The sequence below is a fragment of the Streptomyces sp. NPDC034099 genome (assembly GCF_055575415.1).
The window spans coordinates 1-18,731 of the sequence record NZ_JBVISR010000020.1 but is presented as its reverse complement, the minus strand read 5'-3'; the positions used below and the strand labels follow the sequence as shown (position 1 = coordinate 18,731).

At 73.1% G+C, this 18,731-nt stretch carries 17 protein-coding genes and 1 pseudogene; 13 read left to right on the top strand and 5 right to left on the bottom strand.

Features of this window, described 5'->3' with window-relative positions; all coding sequences use genetic code 11:
* Positions 1 to 69 precede the first annotated feature (69 nt).
* Genes ACZ56V_RS36140 through ACZ56V_RS36130 form a run of 3 tightly spaced genes read left to right on the top strand, consistent with a single transcriptional unit; the run spans position 70 to position 2,248 of the window.
* Positions 70 to 1,143, top strand: coding sequence for a Rieske 2Fe-2S domain-containing protein (locus tag ACZ56V_RS36140; protein ID WP_468947843.1), 1,074 nt, complete (start codon positions 70 to 72; stop codon positions 1,141 to 1,143).
* Positions 1,140 to 1,310: a hypothetical protein gene (locus tag ACZ56V_RS36135; RefSeq protein WP_356371669.1), complete on the top strand. Its 171-nt coding sequence runs from the start codon at positions 1,140 to 1,142 to the stop codon at positions 1,308 to 1,310. The genes ACZ56V_RS36140 and ACZ56V_RS36135 overlap by 4 nt, the downstream gene beginning before the upstream one ends.
* Complete coding sequence (locus ACZ56V_RS36130) at positions 1,307 to 2,248, top strand: PDR/VanB family oxidoreductase (RefSeq protein WP_398918234.1); 942 nt, start codon at positions 1,307 to 1,309, stop codon at positions 2,246 to 2,248. Before ACZ56V_RS36135 ends, ACZ56V_RS36130 begins: the two co-directional genes overlap by 4 nt.
* Before the next feature lie 79 nt (positions 2,249 to 2,327).
* Here ACZ56V_RS36130 and ACZ56V_RS36125 read toward each other — a convergent pair whose 3' ends face one another.
* A complete protein-coding gene (locus ACZ56V_RS36125) occupies positions 2,328 to 2,984 on the bottom strand; it encodes an MmyB family transcriptional regulator (protein ID WP_467384136.1) in 657 nt (218 codons plus the stop codon).
* A gap of 233 nt (positions 2,985 to 3,217) precedes the next feature.
* Between ACZ56V_RS36125 and ACZ56V_RS36120 the strand changes: the two genes are divergently transcribed.
* Both ACZ56V_RS36120 and ACZ56V_RS36115 read left to right on the top strand, forming a co-directional pair.
* A complete protein-coding gene (locus ACZ56V_RS36120; protein ID WP_398918230.1) occupies positions 3,218 to 3,874 on the top strand; it encodes a helix-turn-helix domain-containing protein in 657 nt (218 codons plus the stop codon).
* Between the two features lie 189 nt (positions 3,875 to 4,063).
* On the top strand, positions 4,064 to 4,300 hold the full coding sequence (locus ACZ56V_RS36115; protein ID WP_468947841.1) for a hypothetical protein: 237 nt from the start codon (positions 4,064 to 4,066) through the stop codon (positions 4,298 to 4,300).
* A gap of 25 nt (positions 4,301 to 4,325) precedes the next feature.
* Here ACZ56V_RS36115 and ACZ56V_RS36110 read toward each other — a convergent pair whose 3' ends face one another.
* On the bottom strand, positions 4,326 to 5,006 hold the full coding sequence (locus tag ACZ56V_RS36110) for a 4'-phosphopantetheinyl transferase (protein WP_398918227.1): 681 nt from the start codon (positions 5,004 to 5,006) through the stop codon (positions 4,326 to 4,328).
* A complete protein-coding gene (locus tag ACZ56V_RS36105; protein WP_398918224.1) occupies positions 5,003 to 5,887 on the bottom strand; it encodes a metallophosphoesterase family protein in 885 nt (294 codons plus the stop codon). The genes ACZ56V_RS36110 and ACZ56V_RS36105 overlap by 4 nt, the downstream gene beginning before the upstream one ends.
* Before the next feature lie 284 nt (positions 5,888 to 6,171).
* Between ACZ56V_RS36105 and ACZ56V_RS36100 the strand changes: the two genes are divergently transcribed.
* Positions 6,172 to 7,323 carry an ATP-grasp domain-containing protein gene (locus tag ACZ56V_RS36100; RefSeq protein WP_398918222.1) on the top strand — a complete coding sequence of 384 codons (1,152 nt, stop codon included), beginning with the start codon at positions 6,172 to 6,174 and terminating at the stop codon, positions 7,321 to 7,323.
* On the opposite strand, the gene ACZ56V_RS36095 is transcribed toward ACZ56V_RS36100, so the two are convergent.
* A complete protein-coding gene (locus ACZ56V_RS36095; protein ID WP_468947838.1) occupies positions 7,316 to 8,653 on the bottom strand; it encodes a 6-phospho-beta-glucosidase in 1,338 nt (445 codons plus the stop codon). The genes ACZ56V_RS36100 and ACZ56V_RS36095 overlap by 8 nt on opposite strands.
* A gap of 128 nt (positions 8,654 to 8,781) precedes the next feature.
* On the opposite strand from ACZ56V_RS36095, the gene ACZ56V_RS36090 reads away from it, so the two are divergent.
* Both ACZ56V_RS36090 and ACZ56V_RS36085 read left to right on the top strand, forming a co-directional pair.
* Positions 8,782 to 9,573 carry an IclR family transcriptional regulator gene (locus ACZ56V_RS36090; protein WP_468947836.1) on the top strand — a complete coding sequence of 264 codons (792 nt, stop codon included), beginning with the start codon at positions 8,782 to 8,784 and terminating at the stop codon, positions 9,571 to 9,573.
* A gap of 247 nt (positions 9,574 to 9,820) precedes the next feature.
* Positions 9,821 to 11,221, top strand: a complete 1,401-nt coding sequence (locus tag ACZ56V_RS36085; RefSeq protein ID WP_398918217.1) for a glycoside hydrolase family 16 protein — start codon at positions 9,821 to 9,823, stop codon at positions 11,219 to 11,221.
* 78 nt (positions 11,222 to 11,299) lie between these two features.
* Here ACZ56V_RS36085 and ACZ56V_RS36080 read toward each other — a convergent pair whose 3' ends face one another.
* Positions 11,300 to 12,205: a helix-turn-helix transcriptional regulator gene (locus tag ACZ56V_RS36080; RefSeq protein ID WP_356371658.1), complete on the bottom strand. Its 906-nt coding sequence runs from the start codon at positions 12,203 to 12,205 to the stop codon at positions 11,300 to 11,302.
* A 157-nt stretch (positions 12,206 to 12,362) separates the two neighbouring features.
* Between ACZ56V_RS36080 and tkt the strand changes: the two genes are divergently transcribed.
* From tkt to ACZ56V_RS36055, 5 genes and pseudogenes are all read left to right on the top strand, one after another.
* A complete protein-coding gene (tkt, locus tag ACZ56V_RS36075) occupies positions 12,363 to 14,459 on the top strand; it encodes a transketolase (RefSeq protein ID WP_467384128.1) in 2,097 nt (698 codons plus the stop codon).
* 41 nt (positions 14,460 to 14,500) lie between these two features.
* Positions 14,501 to 15,646, top strand: coding sequence for a transaldolase (gene tal, locus ACZ56V_RS36070; RefSeq protein WP_467384126.1), 1,146 nt, complete (start codon positions 14,501 to 14,503; stop codon positions 15,644 to 15,646).
* Positions 15,643 to 17,421, top strand: a complete 1,779-nt coding sequence (gene zwf, locus ACZ56V_RS36065) for a glucose-6-phosphate dehydrogenase (RefSeq protein WP_468947833.1) — start codon at positions 15,643 to 15,645, stop codon at positions 17,419 to 17,421. Before tal ends, zwf begins: the two co-directional genes overlap by 4 nt.
* Positions 17,418 to 18,353: a glucose-6-phosphate dehydrogenase assembly protein OpcA gene (opcA, locus tag ACZ56V_RS36060; protein WP_398918211.1), complete on the top strand. Its 936-nt coding sequence runs from the start codon at positions 17,418 to 17,420 to the stop codon at positions 18,351 to 18,353. The genes zwf and opcA overlap by 4 nt, the downstream gene beginning before the upstream one ends.
* Positions 18,346 to 18,731, top strand: a pseudogene (locus ACZ56V_RS36055) (glucose-6-phosphate isomerase); the annotation flags it as partial. The gene opcA and the pseudogene ACZ56V_RS36055, both read left to right, overlap by 8 nt.

Sequence of the window (18,731 nt, the reverse complement as noted above, 5' to 3'; positions counted from 1 at the left end):
CCTGTTGCCGGGGCCGGGCGGCGTGGCGATGGTGTGACCACACGACGTCAACGACGACGGGAGCCGCGCATGCCGCACATGACCGCCTTCGCCAGGAACCAGTGGTACGTCGCCGCCTACAGTCACGAGGTGGGGCGCGAGTTGCTGGGCCGCACGGTCCTCGGTGAACCGCTCGTGCTCTACCGCGCCGAGGAGGACGGGAACCCGGTCGTCCTGCACGACCGCTGCGTGCACCGCCGCTATCCGCTGTCCGAGGCGCCGACGCGGCTGGACGGCGACCGGATCGTGTGCGGGTACCACGGGTTCACGTATGACACGACCGGCACCTGTGTGTACGTGCCGGGCCAGAAACGGGTCCCGCGCACCGCCCGCGTCGCCTCCTACCCGGTGGCCGAGCGGGACTCCCTGGTGTGGGTGTGGATCGGCGACCCGGCGCTGGCCGACCCGGAGGCGGTGCCGCGGGCCCGGCACCTGGACGCGCCGGGCTGGGTCACGGTACGGGGCATGGAGCCGATCGACGCGGACTACGGGCTGCTGGTCGACAACCTCCTCGACCTGTCCCACGAGACGTATCTGCACGGCGGTTACATCGGCACGCCCGAGGTCGCCGAGACGCCGATCACCACCGAGGTCGACGAGGGCGCCGGGATCGTCCGGGTGAGCCGGCACATGGACGACGCCGAGTGCCCGCCGTTCTACGCCAGGTCGACGGGCATCAGCGGGCGCATCGACCGCTGGCAGGACATCGAGTACCACGCGCCCTGTCTGTACGTGCTGCACAGCCGGGTCGCCCCGACCGGTGTGGTGCCCGCGCCCGACGGCGGCGATCCGGACGGTTTCCACACCGAGATCACGTACGCCATCACGCCGTCCGGCGACGGGAAGGTGTACGACTTCTGGGCGGTCTCCCGGGACTGGGCGACGGACGACGCCGAGGTCACCGAGTTCCTGTACAAGAACAACCGCACGGTCGTGATGCAGGACGTCGACGCGCTGAACCTGCTCCAGCGCACGCTCGGCGGCGAGCGCACCGGCTACCAGGAGCTGAGCATCAACATCGACACCGGGGGCCTGGCCGCCCGCCGCATCCTGGCCCGGCTGGTCGAGGAGGGCGCCGGGACCGGGCCGCGGGTGGCCCGGTGAGCGGGCGTACCGGCGAGGTCTACCGCGTCGACTGGCTGCCCGGCACCGACGTGCTGCGCGGCACCTGCCACTGCGGCGCCGAGCACACCGCCGAGGACCCCGTCACGATGTGGGACTGGATGCTCGCCCACCCGCGAGGACACGAGCTGCCCGGGGACGGTTCATGACCCGCTACGAAGCCGAACTCGTCGTCGCCCGCCGGGAGTCCGCCGCCGACGGCGTGCTCGTCCTCACCCTGCGCCACCCGCTGGACGACCCGCTCCCGGCCTGGGAACCCGGCGCCCACGTCGACGTCGCCCTCGGTCCCGGCCTGGAGCGCCAGTACTCGCTGTGCGGCGACCCGGCCGACCGGGCGGAGTGGCGGATCGCGGTGCTGCGCGAGAAGGACGGGCGGGGCGGCTCGGCCTACGTCCACGGGGAGTTGCGGGCCGGGGACAAGGTCCGGGTGCGCGGCCCGCGCAACACCTTCCGGCTGGAGCGCGCGCCCCGCTACCGTTTCGTCGCCGGCGGCATCGGCATCACCCCCGTCCTGCCGATGCTGGCCGCCGCCGAGGAGGCGGGCGCCGACTGGACCCTGCTGTACGGCGGGCGGACCCGGGCCGGGATGGCGTTCACGCAGGAGTTGGCGCGGTACGGCGACCGGGTGACGCTCGTGCCGGAGGACGAGTCGGGGCTGCTCGACCTCGCGTCCGTGCTCGACGACGTGCCCCCGGGCACCCTCGTCTACTGCTGCGGGCCGGGCCCGCTGCTGGACGCCGTCGAGGCGCGCTGCCCGGCCGGGAGCCTGCGCGTGGAGCGGTTCCGCCCCAAGGAGGCGGACCCCCGGGCCCCGGCGGAGACGGAGTTCGAGGTCGTCCTCGCGCGCAGCGGCCGTACGGTCGCCGTCCCGCCCGGCGTCTCGGTCCTGGACGCGGTCCGCGAAGCGGGCGTCGAGGTGCTCTACTCCTGCACGGAGGGCACCTGCGGGACCTGTGAGACGGAGGTGGTCGAGGGTGAACCGGACCACCGGGACTCGGTGCTCACCGAGGAGGAGCGGGCCGCCGGGGAGACGATGCTCATCTGTGTGTCGCGGTGCCGCGGCCGGCGGCTCGTGCTGGACCTGTGACTCCGCGGGGACGCACGCTCGGTGGGAACCTCGACGGACCGTCTCGGCACGGGCATCGACCAGGGCCACCGACCGCCGGTCACTCGGCGGGCACGACCCTCAGGTGGGCGGGGGCGCGGCGGGCGCGCGGCGACCGGTGCGCGGTGCGGCGCGGCTCCCGCAGGACCAGCGTCAGCCGGGTGTAGCCCAGCTCCTGGAGCGCTGCGGGCGTCTCGACCACGACCCGGCATTCGGTGGTGCCCCGGCGCGGGTCGGGGTGGTGCAGCGGCCGTACGGCGCCGTCGTGTTCGACGGCCCGGTCGCCCACGGCCCGGATCCAGTGCGGCAGGCCCTGGCGGTAGGCGGCCTCCATGAGCGGGTCCTGGGCGATGTCCCGGCGGACGGCCTGCAGGCCGGGGTCGTGGCCGTAGCGCTCCAGCGTGGCGGCGAAGTGCGCCAGCATGGGCAGGCACCAGCTCGCCTCGTGCTCGCCGAGGACCGTGGCGGCGTCGGGGTGGAAGAGGACGAACCGGAGGAAGTTGTCGTCCGGCATGGCCGTCGGATGCGGGCCCGCGCCCTGGAAGAGTGTCCGGAAGGCGCCGTTGGCCAGCACCACGTCCCAGCGGTGGTCGACGACGAGGGACGGGAAGGGGACGGCCTCCAAAAGCGTGGTGTAGTCCTGGAGATAGGCCTGGGCCTCGGGCGTCGCGGGGGCGGGCCGCGGCGCCGACCGCTGCCCTCCTGCCTGAAATGCCATCGGGAGGTCACCCCTCTTGCCTATGCGGCCTTCTCGCGGCGTCCCGCATCCTGGCGCCCCGACGCGAGGTGTGTCAACTATCGTGGCATTTCGTGCCTGTTGACGGCTGAAATAGGCCACAGTTGTGGCGATGCCTGGATGTGAGTTCGAGCGGCAGGCTACTCTCCGGGAAGTTCACGGCAACTGCTTGTGAGAAGCCTGTGAGGCCTGTGAGAGACGTAGGAGAGCAGTCGGTGACGGGTGGCTTCGAAGGTCCGGGCACGATGCCGACCACCACGCTGACCGCCGTCGTCGCCCGGGTCGGCGCACTCGCGGACCGCCTCGGCGTGCCGCACACCGAGGTCTTCGACGTCCGCCGGCTGTCCGCCGCCTCCGGCGTACCCGAGCCCGTCGTCGGGGCCCTGCTCGGCGGCCGCCCGGCGGGTGAGCCCGACGTCCGGATCAGGTTCGTGCAGCGCCTGGACCTGCTGCGCCGCACCCGGCTGAAGCCGAACGGCCGCAAGTACACCCAGCAGGAGATAGCCGACGGCGCCGGGATGTCCCGGCAGCAGGCCGGCGCCCTCATCAACGGCGACCGGCGCCCCACCATGGAGCACTGCGACGCCATCCAGCGCTTCTTCCGGGTGCACGCCGGATTCCTCACCGCCGAGGACCCCGAGGCGCTCGCGGGCGCCCTCCAGCGCACCGAGCAGGAACTGCTCCAGCAGCTCGCCGACCGGGAGCGGGAGGCGGCGGCCGACGCCGGCGACCCGCTGGAGCGGCTGCTCCAGGACCACGGAGTGCGCGGCATCGCCTGGCGGGCCGCGCAACTGCCCACCGACCAGCACCGCGACAAGGTCGCCGAGTGGCTGGACATGCTCCTGGAGAGCGTCAAGCGGCCCGAGTCCTGAGCCCGGGCAGGAGTCTCGGTCGGGGCCCGTCCGCCGGGCACGACGGCAAGTGCTGGTCCGATCGGTGCGGTTGGGCGGCGTACGGGGCGCGGCCGGACGGGATTGTCAGTGGTGGACGGCAAGCTGGGAGGGTGCCGCCGCCGTGCGGGGGCGCGTGACCGCTGACGTCGTTGTGGGGAGAGCCGACCGATGACCACCGCCGTACTGACCGATCACGAACGCACCGCCGTCCAGGCCTACCTGCGGCTCCTGCACACCGTGCGGGCCGGTTTCGACACCGCGGCCGGTCCCGGCGGCTCTCCCCGGCCGCCCGCCGTCCCGCCCTCCGTGCTGGCCGAGGCGGAGCAGGCCCTGCGGGCCGCGGGACTGACGGGGAACGAGGAGGCGTTCTTCCGGCTGTTGCGGGACTGGTGCCCGCGTCCCTGACCGGGGCGGGCGGCACGGCCGCCCCTCAGGCACGGGGGACCGCGATCGCCGTGGCGACCAGGCCGTCGCGGGCGGTCCAGCGGCCGTCGAAGCGGTCCAGGCGCCTGCCCGCCACGGTCGGCCCCGGCACCAGGAGGTCGACGTGCAGGGTGCCGCGGCGCGGGTCGACCGGGTCCACGCACAGCTCGATGTCCGCCTCCGCGAAGTCCAGCCACTGCCGGGTGAGGGGGAACCACGCCTTGTAGACCGACTCCTTGGCGCTGAACAGCAACCGGTCCCAGTGGACGCCGGGCCGCGCCTCGTCCAGTCGCCGCAGGCGGGCCGCCTCGGCGGGCAGGGCGATGGCGGTGAGGACGCCGTCCGGGAGCGGCCCGTCGGGTTCGGCGTCGATGCCGAGGGAGGCCAGGTCCGTCAGGCGGACCAGGGCGGCGGCGCAGTAGCCGTCGCAGTGGGTCATGCTGCCGGTGAGGCCGTCCGGCCAGCGCGGGGCGCCGCGTTCACCGGTCAGTACGGGCTGCGGGGGCACGCCGAGCTTCTCCATGGCCCGGCGGGCGCAGGACCGCACGACGGTGAACTCCCGGCGCCGCTTGGCGACCGCCCGCGCGACGATCGCCTCCTCCTGCGGGTGGAGGGGCAGATGACCGGCGTCGTCGTGACCGAAGGCCTCCACGGTGACGACCGTGTCGGGCAGCAGTTCCTCGATCAACGGGTCACCTCCCGGCGCGACGGCGCCGTGGCGGCCTGCGTCGACGGCAGGATGCGGCGCAGTTGCCCGGGCGGCCCGGGCCGCTTGCGCCACTCGCGGGGATAGCCCACCGACACCTCCTCGAAGCGGACCCCCTCGTGCCAGGTGGTGCGCGGGATGTGCAGGTGCCCGTAGACCATGGTGCCGACCCGGAACCGGCGGTGCCAGTCGGCGGTCAGCGAGGTGCCGCACCACATGGCGAACTCGGGGTACCACAGGACGTCGGTGGGGTGCCGGTGCAGCGGATAGTGGTTGACGGGGATCGTCGGCAGGTCCGCGGGGATCTCGGCGAGCCTGCGCCCGGTCTCCTCCACCCGCGCCCGGCACCAGGCCTCACGGCTGGGATAGGGGTCGGGGTGCAGCAGGTACTCGTCGCTGCACACGACGCCGGTGCCCTGCGCGTACTCCAGTCCCTCGGCCTTGGTCGCGCATCCCGCCGGCAGGAACGAGTAGTCGTAGAGCAGGAAGAGCGGTGCGACGACCGCCGGGCCGCCCGCGCCCTCCCACACCGGGTAGGGGTCCTCGGGGGTGGTCACGCCCAGTTCCCGGCACATCGCGACGAGGTGCTCGTAGCGGGCGACGCCGCGCAGGGCGACCGCGTCCCTGGGGTGCGTCCACAGTTCGTGGTTGCCCGGGACCCAGACGACCCGGCGGAAGCGGTCCGCCAGGGTGCCGAGCGCCCAGCGGATGTCGGCGACGGTCTCCGCCACGTCGCCGGCCACCAGGAGCCAGTCGTCGTCGGTCTCGGGGTGCATCCGCTCGACCAGGGCCCGGTTCTCCTCGTAACCGATGTGCAGATCGCTGATGGCCCACAGCCCCGGAGCACCGGCCCTCGACGTCATCGCCCACCCCTTCCAGACGCCCGTTCGACGTCACGAGATCACATCCCCGCCCCGGTCACAAGGCGGCCCCCGGCCCGCCGCGACGGGGCCCGGGGGCCGCCCGGACGGCCGGTCCAGCGCATCCGTGTGACGCTCGTTGCGCCCGGGGCCGCGCGTACCCCTATGATCGCCCCAACACCACCGCCACGACTCTCCTTTCGCGCAGAGCGGCTCGGTGTCCCTCCAACCCCCTGGCCGGGCACGGCCCGCTTCGCCCTGCCCGCGAACCCCGGAAGGCGGCTTGCATGGCTTCTCCCGTACGCGTCTGGCTCAACCGCACGTACGCGGAGAACGTGTTCTTCATGGATCAGCTGCGGAGAAATCCCGCCGACCGGGCCGTCGAGATCCATGCCACGCACGGCGACCCGGACTCCCCCGTGCTGGCCGCCGCGGACACCGCCGACCTGGAACCCGAGGGGCTCTCCCCCGCCGGTTACGTCGAGTACGCCCTGGCGCAGTGCGCGCGGCGCGGCATCGACGTGTTCGTGCCCCGGCTGCACCAGTCGGCGATCGTGGCGCACCGCGCCGAGTTCGAGGCGGCCGGTACGGCGCTGCTGGCGCCGCCGCCGCAGGCGGTGGCCCTGTTCGGTGACAAGGTGATCGCCTACGAGGCGGTCCGGGCGATCGGCGTGCCGGTGCCGCCGTGGTGGCGGGTGCGCACGGCCGACGAACTGGTCCTCGCGGTGGAGGAACTGGAGGCGGGCGGCCACCGGGCGTGCTTCAAGCCGGCGTCCGGCGCGGGCGGTGTGGGCTTCCGGATGGTCACCCGGGACCCCTTCTCGCTCGCGCACCTGAACGGCTTCCCGAGCCCGTCCGTGCCGCTGCCGCTGGTCGTCGAGGCGCTGCGCGCGGCCGAGGAGCCCGTGGACTGGCTGGTGATGCCGCGCCTGGAGCAGCCGGAGGTCTCGGTGGACCTTCTCACCGGGCCCGACAACCGGGTCCGGCTGGCGGTGGGCCGCACCAAGAACGGCCGCCGCCGGGGGTTCACCCTGCACGAGCGGTGGCTGGCACCGGCACGGCGGATCGCCGAGGCGTTCGGGCTGCACCACCTGTCCAACGTGCAGTTCCGGATGTACGGCGACCGGCCCGTCCTGATGGACGTCAACACCCGCCCGGCCGGCGGGCTGCACCAGCTGGCGCTGTGCGGCCTCAACGTGCCGTGGGCGGCGGTCCGGCTGGCCCTCGGGGACGACCCGGGTGAGCTGGAGCCGCCGTTCCTGGGCCAGGACTACGCGGTGGTCTCCGGGCCTCGCCCCCTGCGCCCGGTGTCCCTGCCCCAGCAGCGCCCGGACCTGCCCGCCGTCGCGACACCCGTACCGTCGCCGGAACCGGGACCGGCGCGGACGGCGGCCGCCGCACCGGCACCCGCGACGTCCGCGCCGGTGGGCCTCACCTGAGGTACGCGAGCCCCGGGTGCACCGCCCGGTAGCCGTCGACGAGGCGGTGGGCGACGTCGACCGAGTCGATGAGAGGGTGCAGGGCGAAGGCGCGTACCGCGGTCGCTCGGGAGCCGGTCTCGGCCGCGGTCAGGACGTCGCGCTCGACGGCCTTGACCGCGCAGACCAGGCCAGTGGCGTGGTCCGGCAGCGGGTCGGCCGCCATCGGGTGGGCGCCGTTCGCGTCGACCAGGCAGGGGACCTCGACCACCGCGTCGCGGTCGAGGACGGACAGCGTGCCGCGGTTGCGGACGTTGAGGATCAGGGTGGCGCGTTCGTCGCGGGCCACGGCCCGCATCAGCGCCAGCGCCACCTTCTCGTAGCCGCCGGACAGGTCCTCGGCCTCGCGTTCGCCCGCGCCCGCCGTCTCGCGGTTCTCGGCCATGTAGGTCGCCTCGCGTTCGGCGCGGGTGCGGTCCCAGGTGGCCAGGGCCGGGGCGTCGGGGCGGCGCATCTCGTCGTAGAAGCGGGCCTGCTGGTCGCGCAGGAACGCGCCGCGGGTGCGGTCGGCCTCCTGGTAGGCGCGGACGGTCTCCCGGTTGAAGTAGTAGTAGTGCAGGTACTCGTTGGGGACCGCGCCGAGGGAGCGCAGCCACTCGGGGCCGAAGAGGCGGCCCTCCTCGAAGGAGCCGAGCAGCGCCGGGTCGGCGAGCAGCCGCGGCAGCTCGTCGCGTCCGGCGACGCGCAGTCCGCGCAGCCAGCCGAGGTGGTTGAGGCCGACGTAGTCGACGAAGGCCCGGTCCGGGTCGGCGCCCAGCACGCGGGCGACGCGGCGGCCGAGCCCGACCGGCGAGTCGCAGATGCCGATGACCCGGTCGCCGAGGTGCCGGGACATGGCCTCGGTGACGAGTCCCGCCGGGTTGGTGAAGTTGATGACCCAGGCGTCCGGCGCCAGCCGCGCCACCCGGCGGGCGATGTCGACGGCGACCGGGACGGTCCGCAACCCGTACGCGATGCCGCCCGCGCCGACCGTCTCCTGGCCGAGGACGCCCTCGGCGAGCGCCACCCGTTCGTCGTCGGCGCGTCCCTGGAGGCCGCCGACGCGGATCGCGGAGAACACGAAGTCGGCGCCGCGCAGCGCCTCGTCGAGGTCGGTCGTGGCGGTGACCGCCGGCGCGTCGGGCACCCCGGCCGCCTGTTCGGCCAGCACCCGGGTCACCGCCGTCAGCCGGTCCGGGTCCAGGTCGTGCAGGACGACGTCGGTCACGCGCCCCTCGGCGCGGTCCCCGAGGAGCGCCCCGTACACGAGCGGCACCCGGAATCCGCCGCCGCCCAGCATCGTCAGCCTCACGTCCGCACCCTTCCGTCGCCCGCGGCCGCACTTCGTCCGGCGCCGATCATGGCACGGCCGGGTGCCCCCGCGCGTGCACCCGCCTCCCCTCTGTCCAGGGGCGGGGAAGGACACCTACCCTCGGCCCGGTGACCGCCCCCGCCACCACCGCCCCCGACCGGCTGCTCTCCGTGCTCGCCGCGTTCGACCACGCGCACCCGGCCCTGTCCCTGACGGACATCAGCCGCCGCGCCGGGCTGAGCCTGACCACCGCGCACCGGCTGGTGGGCGCCCTGACCCGGTGGGGTGCGCTGGAGCGGGACGAGACGGGCGTCTACCACGTCGGCCTGCGGCTGTGGGAGATCGCCGCGCTCGCCCCGCGCGGTCTCGGGCTGCGACAGGTCGCCCTGCCCCACCTGGAGGATCTGTACGAGGCGACCCACGAGAACGTGCAGCTGGCGGTGCGCGACGGCGGCGAGGTCGTCTACATCGAGTGGCTGGCGGCGCGGTCGTCGGTCGGCGTGCACATCCGCGTCGGAGCCCGCTGGCCGCTGCACGCCACCGGGGTCGGGCTCGCCCTGCTCGCGCACGGCGAACCGGAGTTCCAGGAGGCGTACCGCGCCGGCCCGCTCGCCTCCTTCACCCCGTACACGATCACCGACCCGGCACGGCTGCGCCGGGTGCTGGCCGAGGTGCGGCGCACCGGGGCGGCGGTGAGCGACCGTCAGGTCACCGAGGACGCCCTGTCGGTGGCCGCCCCCGTGCACGGCCCGGACGGCACGGTGACGGCGGCCGTGTCGGTCGTCGTGCCGCACGCCGACGCGCGGGTGCCGACGCTGGTCCCGGCGGTCCGGCTGGCGGCCCGCGGCATCTCCCGCGCCCTGGGCTGGCGCCCGGGTGTCCCTCTCACCGGTGAGGACCGGCCCCCGTACAGCCACTGACACACCGGAGGCTTCACGCAAGGACCGGGGGAGGGCGGCGGTGCCGATCGACGCCACTTTCGTGACGTTCACGACGTTCAGGGGCTGAACTCCCTGGCTGCGCAAGGACTTTCTCGGCTTCACCTCTTGACGGCGGCGGCGGCCCGGAGCACATTGGCCGCACTCTGAGAGCGCTCTCAGACGTCTCCCCGCGGAGCGCGCTCGGGGCGTACCGCTTCCCACTCCCGCATCGAGAGGCGACCCCCACATGAGTCAGACATCCGGCAATCCGCCCAGACGCCGGCCGCTGCGCCGGGCGCTGGTGGCCGTCGTCGGCACGCTCGGCCTCGCCGCGGCGGCCGCGACCGTCACGGGTCCTTCGGCGGGCGCGGCCGTCCCGCCGCCCCCGTCCGGCTGGACACAGGTCTTCGCCGACGACTTCGACGGCTCGGCCGGCTCCGGCGTGAACACCGCCAACTGGCAGTACGACACCGGCACCTCGTACCCCGGCGGCCCCGCCAACTGGGGCACCGGCGAGATCGAGACGATGACGTCGTCCCCGGACAACGTCTCGTTGGACGGCAGCGGAAACCTGCGCATCACCCCGCGGCGCGACGGCGCCGGCAACTGGACCTCGGGCCGCATCGAGACCAAGCGCGCCGACTTCGAGCCCCCGGCCGGGGGCAAGCTGCGCGTGGAGGCCCGCATCCAGGTCCCGAACGTCACCGGGGCGGCGGCCAAGGGCTACTGGCCGGCGTTCTGGATGCTCGGCTCGCCCTACCGGGGCAACTACTGGAACTGGCCCGGTGTCGGTGAGATCGACATCATGGAGAACACCCAGGGCCTCAACACGGTGTGGTCCACGCTGCACTGCGGCACCTCGCCCGGCGGCCCCTGCAACGAGACCAGCGGCATCGGCGGCAACACCCCGTGTCCCGGCGCCACCTGCCAGGCGGGCTTCCACACCTACCGGGTGGAGTGGGACCGCTCGACGAGCGTCGAGGAGATCCGCTTCTCCGTCGACGGAAACACCTTCCACACCGTCCGCGCCAACCAGGTCGACGCGACGACGTGGGCGAACGCCACGAACCACGGCTACTTCATCATCCTCAACGTCGCGATGGGCGGCGGCTTCCCGGACGCGTTCGGCGGCGGCCCGGACGGCGGCACCCAGCCCGGCCACTCCATGCTCGTGGACTACGTCCAGGTGCTGTCGGCCGGTGGGAGCGGTACCACACCGCCCCCGACCGGCGGTGACCGCGACGCGTACAGCGCCATCGAGGCCGAGTCGTACGACGCCCAGTCCGGCACCATGACCGAGGGCAGCTCGGACTCGGGCGGCGGGAGCAACCTCGGCGCCCTCGCGAACGGCGACTGGGTGCAGTACAAGGGCGTGAAGTTCGGTTCGAGCGCGGCGACGCAGTTCAAGGCCCGGGTGGCGAGCGGTGCGGCCGCCGGGGTCAGCGGTCTGGTCGAGGTGCGCCTGGACAGCCGTACCGCCACGCCGATCGGCAGTTTCGCCGTGGGCAACACGGGCGGCTGGCAGTCGTGGCGCACGATCCCGGCGAACATCGCCTCGGTGACGGGCACCCACGACGTGTACCTGACCTTCACCAGCGGGCAGAGCGCCGACTTCGTCAACGTGAACTGGTTCAGCTTCGGCCGCTGAGCGGCGACCGGCCCCCCGCAGGAGGGCGAAGGGGCTCCACGCACCGTGGAGCCCCTTCGTCGTGCCGCGCGGAGTGCCTCAGCGCAGCTCCGCCCGGAAGGCCGCCGGTGTCTGGTCGGTGTGCTGCTGGAAGAACTTGGAGAAGTTCGCCGCGTCCGGGAAGCCGACCGCCGCGCCGACCCGGCCGATCGGCATCTCGGTGTGGGCCAGGAGCCGTTTGGCCTCCAGGACGACGCGTTTGTCGATGAACCCCTTGGGTGTCTCGCCGGTGGCGGCACGCACCGCGCGGACCAGGGTGCGGCGGGAGTAACCGAGCGCGTCGGCGTAGGCGCTGACGCTGTGGTTGGTGGCGAAGCCCCGCTCGACCGCGTTCCGGAAGAGGGTGAAGGTGCTGTCCCCCGGCGCGTCCGCCCGCCCCTCCCGCGCCGCGTGGGCGGAACTGGCCGCGAGATGTGCCAGGCGCAGCAGGAACGCGGACAGCGTGTGGCGCAGCACGGCGGTGTGCAGGCTCAGCGGGAGCGTGGTCGCGTCCTCGTACTCGCGCCGCAACTGGTCGAGCGACGCCGTCAGTCCGGCGAGCCGCGCCTCGTCGGGGTGGAGCAGGGGCGGCAGGTCGTAGCGGTAGAGGCCGGTCGCCTCCACGGTGGCGCGGGGCAGGAAGCCGGGCTGCATGGTGAGCACCGTTCCGCGGTACTCGGTCTCGGGCGCGAAGCGGTGGACCTGGCCGGGACGGATCCACAGCAGATCGCCGGCCGACGCCTCGTACTCGGCGAAGTCGATCATGTGACGGACCGGTCCGCCGGTGAAGAGCATGACGACGTGGAAGTCGATGCGGTGCACGCGGTGCAGCGGGGCGTGCGCGTGCCAGGTGCGGCCGGCGCCCATGGGACCGACCTGCATGCCGACTCCGAGGAGGCTGAGATCGACCGGGAAGGGGAACGTTCTGATCCCGTCGCCGCCGCCTTGATGTCTTTCGTCCGCCATGTCCGCCTCGTGCCGTCCCGCCCGTGCGCCCCGCGAGCGGGGCGTGTCCCAGTTTCACCACAGGCTGGCACACCACGACCTTCACTCTGAAAAGTCAGACTTTTAAGTTTGAAGGCGTCAGACCAGGTACTCCGCTCCGATCGAGGATTTCTTGAAGATGAGCACGCAGCCGAGCAAGCAGACAGTGGACAGCGCGGACCGCTTCGAATGGACCGAACTCGACCGGCGTGCCGTCGACACCGCCCGGGTTCTGGCGGCCGACGCCGTGCAGAAGGTGGGGAACGGCCACCCCGGCACGGCGATGGCCCTGGCCCCGGCGGCGTACACGATCTTTCAGAAGGTGATGCGGCACGACCCCGCCGATCCCGAGTGGACCGGCCGTGACCGCTTCGTCCTCTCCCCCGGCCACACCTCGCTGACCCTCTACACCCAGCTCTTCCTCGCCGGGTACGAGGTCGAGCTGGACGACCTCAAGGCGTTCCGCACGCACGGCTCCAAGACGCCGGGCCACCCCGAGTACGGGCACACGGCGGGCGTGGAGACCACGACCGGTCCGCTGGGCCAGGGTGTGGCCAACGCGGTGGGCATGGCGATGGCCGCCCGCTACGAGCGCGGCCTGTTCGACCCCGAGGCCCCCGAGGGCGAGTCGCCGTTCGACCACACGATCTGGGCGATCGTCAGCGACGGCGACCTCCAGGAGGGCGTCTCCGCCGAGGCGTCCTCGCTCGCCGGTCACCAAAAGCTCGGCAGTCTGGTCTTCCTCTACGACGACAACCACATCTCGATCGAGGGCGACACCGTGACCGCGTTCTCCGAGGACGTGCTGAAGCGCTACGAGGCGTACGGCTGGCACACGCAGCGCATCGAGCCCGCCGAGAACGGCGACGTCGACGTGCACGCCCTGCACGCCGCGCTGACGGCGGCGAAGGCCGAGACCGGGCGCCCGTCCATCATCGCGATGCGCACGATCATCGCCTGGCCCGCCCCGAACGCGCGGAACACCGAGGCCAGCCACGGTTCCGCCCTCGGCGCGGAGGAGGTCGCGGCCACCAAGCGCGTCCTCGGCCTCGACCCGGAGAAGTCCTTCGAGGTCGCCGACGAGGTCCTCGCCCACACTCGCCGGGCCCTGGACCGCGGCGCCGAGGCGCACGCCGCCTGGGACAAGCGGATCGCCGCCTGGCGGGACACCGCCCCCGAGCGCGCGGCGCTCTTCGACCGCGTGGTCGCCGGCCGGCTGCCCGAGGGCTGGGAGGACACCCTGCCGGTGTTCGAGACCGGCAAGTCGGTCGCCACCCGGGCCGCCTCCGGCAAGGTCCTCCAGGCGCTCGGCCCGGTGCTGCCCGAACTGTGGGGCGGCTCGGCCGACCTGGCCGGCTCCAACAACACCACGATCGACAAGGCCAGCTCCTTCCTGCCCGGGGGCAACCCCCTTCCCGGGGCCGACCCGTACGGCCGCACCGTGCACTTCGGCATCCGCGAGTTCTCCATGGCCGCGGAGATGAACGGCATCGCGCTGCACGGCAACACCCGGATCTACGGCGGCACCTTCCTGGTCTTCTCCGACTACATGCGCAACGCGGTGCGCATGTCCGCGCTGATGCAGCTGCCGGTGACGTACGTGTGGACGCACGACTCCGTCGGCCTGGGCGAGGACGGCCCGACCCACCAGCCGGTCGAGCACCTGGCCTCGCTGCGCGCCATCCCCGGCCTGAACGTGGTCCGTCCGGCCGACGCCAACGAGACCGCGACCGTGTGGGCCGAGATCCTCAGGCGGCACTCCACCCACCCGGCGCCGCACGGCCTCGCCCTCACCCGGCAGGGCGTGCCGACCTACGCGCCCAACCCGGACGCGGCGCGCGGCGGGTACGTCCTCGCCGACGCCTCCTCCGGCACCCCGGAGGTCGTCCTGATCGCCACCGGCTCCGAGGTGCAGCTCGCGATGGCCGCCCGGGAGGCGCTGGAGGCCGAGGGCACCGCCACGCGGGTGGTGTCGATGCCGTCCGTGGAGTGGTTCGAGGAGCAGCCCCGCGCCTACCGCGAGAGCGTGCTGCCGCCGTCCGTGCGGGCCCGGGTGGCCGTGGAGGCCGGGATCGGCCTGACCTGGCACCGCTTCGTCGGGGACGCGGGCCGCATCGTCTCCCTGGAGCACTTCGGCGCCTCCGCCGACGCCGAGACCCTGTTCACCGAGTTCGGCTTCACCGCCGGGCACGTGGCCGCCGCCGCCCGGGAATCCCTGGCCGCCGCCCGCGGCTGACCCCACCGGATCCCACCCCGATCCGATCGCAGAAAGAGATGATGATCACTGTGACCGAAGCAACCGCGACCGCGGGAGCACTGCAGCGCCTGGCCGACCAGGGCGTGTCCGTCTGGCTCGACGACCTGTCGCGGCGGCGGATCGAGTCCGGCAACCTCGCCGAGCTGATCAGGACGAAGAACGTCGTCGGCGTCACCACCAACCCGTCGATCTTCCAGGCCGCCATCGGCTCCGGCGAGGGCTACGAGGAGCAGCTCGCCGACCTGGCGACCCGGGGCGTCACCGTCGACGAGGCGGTCCGCATGATGACCACCGCCGACGTCCGCGCCGCCGCCGACGTGCTGCGCGAGGTGTACGACGCCTCCGGCGGGCGCGACGGCCGTGTCTCCATCGAGGTCGACCCCCGGCTCGCCCACGACACGCGGGCCACCGTCGCCGAGGCGCGTCAGCTGGCCTGGCTGGTCGACCGCCCCAACGTGATGATCAAGATCCCGGCGACGAAGGCCGGTCTCCCGGCGATCACCGAGGTCATCGGCGCCGGCATCAGCGTCAACGTCACGCTGATCTTCTCCCTGGAGCGCTACCGCGAGGTCATGGACGCCTACCTCGCCGGCCTGGAGAGGGCGCGGGCGGCCGGGATCGACCTGGCCGGCATCCACTCGGTCGCCTCGTTCTTCGTCTCCCGCGTGGACAGCGAGATCGACAAGCGCCTGTCGCTCCTGGGCACCGACGAGGCGCTCGCACTGCGCGGAAAGGCGGCGCTGGCCAACGCGCGGCTGGCCTACGAGGCGTACGAGAACGTCTTCGCGGGCGACCGCTTCACCGCCCTCGCCGGGGCCCGCGCCAACCCCCAGCGCCCCCTGTGGGCGTCCACCGGTGTGAAGGACCCGGCATTCCGGGACACCCTGTACGTGGAGGAGCTGGTCGCTCCCGGCACCGTGAACACGATGCCGGAGGCCACCCTGGACGCCGCCGCCGATCACGGCGACGTACGGGGTGACACGGTCACCGGCGGGTACGCCCAGTCCCGGGCCGACCTCGCGGCGGTGGAGCGGCTCGGCGTGTCGTACGACGAGGTGGTGGAGCAGTTGGAGCAGGAGGGCGTGGCGAAGTTCGAGGCGGCCTGGCAGGACCTGCTCGTCGCCGTGACGAAGTCCCTCGACAGCAAGGGAGTTGACGGGGAATGAGCGAGGAGCTTCCCGCTACGACGGTCCGGGAGACCAAGGCGACGAAGGAGGCCAAGGAGGCCCGGACGGCCCAGGACGCGGCCGGACCGCTGCACGCCCAGGCGGCGGAGGAGGCCGACGCCGCCGAGACGGCGAAGGCGGCCGGACCCTCCGGGTCCTCCCGGAGCGCGAAGAGGACCGGGACGGCCCGCGCCGCCAAGGGGGCGAAGAGCAAGGGCGCGGACAAGGGGGCCGTCGAGCCGGTGGCACCGCTCGACTGGAGCAACCCGCTGCGCGATCCCCAGGACCGCCGTCTGCCCCGTATCGCGGGCCCGTCCGGGCTGGTCATCTTCGGCGTCACCGGCGACCTGTCCCGCCGCAAGCTGATGCCCGCCGTGTACGACCTGGCCAACCGCGGCCTGCTGCCGCCGGGCTTCTCGCTGGTCGGCTTCGCCCGCCGGGACTGGGAGGACCAGGACTTCGCCCAGGTGGTGCACGACGCGGTCAAGGAGCACGCGCGCACGCCGTTCCGCGAGGAGGTCTGGCAGCAGCTCTCCGAGGGCATGCGCTTCATCCCCGGCGACTTCGACGACGACCAGGCGTTCGAACAGCTGCGCAAGGCCGTCGAGGAACTGGACGCCTCCCGCGGCACCAGCGGCAACTACGCCTTCTACCTCTCCGTGCCGCCGAAGTTCTTCCCGAAGGTCGTCCAGCAGCTGAAGAAGCACGGGCTGACCGACGGGCCGGACGGCTCCTGGCGACGTGCGGTGATCGAGAAGCCGTTCGGCCACGACCTGGACAGCGCCCGCGAGCTGAACGCGCTGGTGCACGAGGTCTTCGACCCGGAGCAGGTCTTCCGCATCGACCACTACCTGGGCAAGGAGACCGTCCAGAACATCCTGGCACTGCGCTTCGCCAACCAGATGTACGAGCCGATCTGGAACCGGTCCTATGTCGACCACATCCAGATCACCATGGCCGAGGACATCGGCATCGGCGGCCGGGCCGGGTACTACGACGGCATCGGCGCCGCCCGCGACGTCATCCAGAACCACCTGCTCCAGCTGATGGCCCTCACCGCCATGGAGGAGCCGGCCGCCTTCGACGCGCGGTCGCTGCTCACCGAGAAGCTGAAGGTGCTGCGGGCCGTGCGGCTGCCGGAGGACCTGGGCGCGCACACGGTGCGCGGGCAGTACGCGGGCGGCTGGCAGGGCGGCGCGCAGGTGCCCGGCTACCTGGAGGAGGAGGGCATCGACCCGGCCTCCACCACCGACACCTACGCGGCGATCAAGCTGGGCATCGACAACCGCCGCTGGGCCGGGGTGCCCTTCTACCTGCGCACCGGCAAGCGGCTCGGCCGCCGGGTCACGGAGATCGCGGTGGTCTTCCAGCGGGCCCCGCACTCCCCCTTCGACTCCACCGCCACGGAGGAGCTGGGCGAGAACGCGATCGTCATCCGCGTCCAGCCGGACGAGGGCATGACGGTGCGCTTCGGCTCGAAGGTGCCGGGCACCTCGATGGAAATCCGGGACGTGTCCATGGACTTCGCCTACGGCGAGTCGTTCACGGAGTCCAGCCCGGAGGCGTACGAACGGCTGATCCTGGACGTCCTTCTGGGGGACGCCAACCTGTTCCCGCGCCACCAGGAGGTGGAAGAGTCCTGGCGGATCCTCGACCCGATCGAGGAGTACTGGGCCTCGCACGACAAGCCCGCGCAGTACGCGTCGGGCGGCTGGGGACCGCGGGAAGCCGACGAGATGCTCGCACGAGACGGACGGAGCTGGCGCAGGCCATGAGGATCGACCTGACCGACACCACGGCAAGCAAGATCAACAAGGCGCTGGTGCAGGGCCGCCGGGCCATCGGCACCCCGGCCGTGGGCATGGTGCTCACCCTGGTCATCGTCACGGACGAGGAGAACGCCTACGACGCGATCAAGGCCGCCGAGGAGGCCTCGCACGAACACCCCTCGCGCACCCTGGTCGTCATCAAGCGCCACCCGCGCAACCTGCGCGACCGCACCCGCTCGCACCTCGACGCCGAGGTCCGGGTCGGCTCCGAGGCCGGGACCGGCGAGACCGTCGTCCTGCGCATGTACGGGGAGGTGTCCGAGCACGCCGACTCGGTGGTGCTGCCGCTGCTGCTGCCGGACGCCCCGGTCGTCGTGTGGTGGCCGGTCCAGGCGCCGGACAACCCCGCGAAGGACCCGCTGGGCGCGCTGGCCCAGCGCCGGATCACCGACCTCTACACGGTCGAGCGGCCGATGGAGGTCCTGGAGCGCCGGGTGCGCGCCTACGCCCCCGGCGACACCGACCTGGCCTGGACCCGGCTGACGCTGTGGCGCTCCATGCTGGCCGCGGCCCTGGACCAGGCCCGGGTGCCGGTGACCTCCGCGGTCGTGGAGGCCGAGGCGGACAACCCGGCCGCCGAGCTGCTGGCCCGCTGGCTGGAGGCCCGCCTGGGCGTCCGCGTGGAGCGCGTGGTCACCGACGGGCCGGTCGTCACCGCCGTCCGGCTCGGCACGGCGGGCGGCGAGATCGTCGTCGACCGGCCGGAGGGGCCGCTCGCCACGATGACCCTGCCCGGTCAGCCCCCGCGCTCCGTCGCCCTGAAGGTGCGCCCCACCTCCGAACTCATCGCCGAGGAGCTCAGGCGCCTCGACGCCGACGAGATGTACGCCGTCGCCCTGCGCGGCGAGGCCGGCAAGGAGACCCCTGTCCATGTCTGACACCACCAAGCTCAACCAGCGTCCGGAGTGGACCGCGCTCGCGGACCACCGCAAGGGCGCGCTGCCCCACCCGGACCTGCGTGAGCTGTTCGCGCAGGACCCCGGGCGGGCGGAGCGGTACGTCGTGCGCGTCGGCGACCTGCGCATCGACTACTCGAAGAACCTCGTCACCGACGAGACGCTGGCCCTGCTCCAGGAACTGGCCGCCGCCACCGACGTGTTCGGGCTGCGGGACGCGATGTTCCGCGGTGAGCGCATCAACATCACCGAGGACCGGGCGGTACTGCACACCGCGCTGCGGGCCCCGCGGGACGCGGTGATCGAGGTCGACGGCGAGAACGTCGTCCCCAAGGTGCACGCCGTGCTCGACAGGATGGC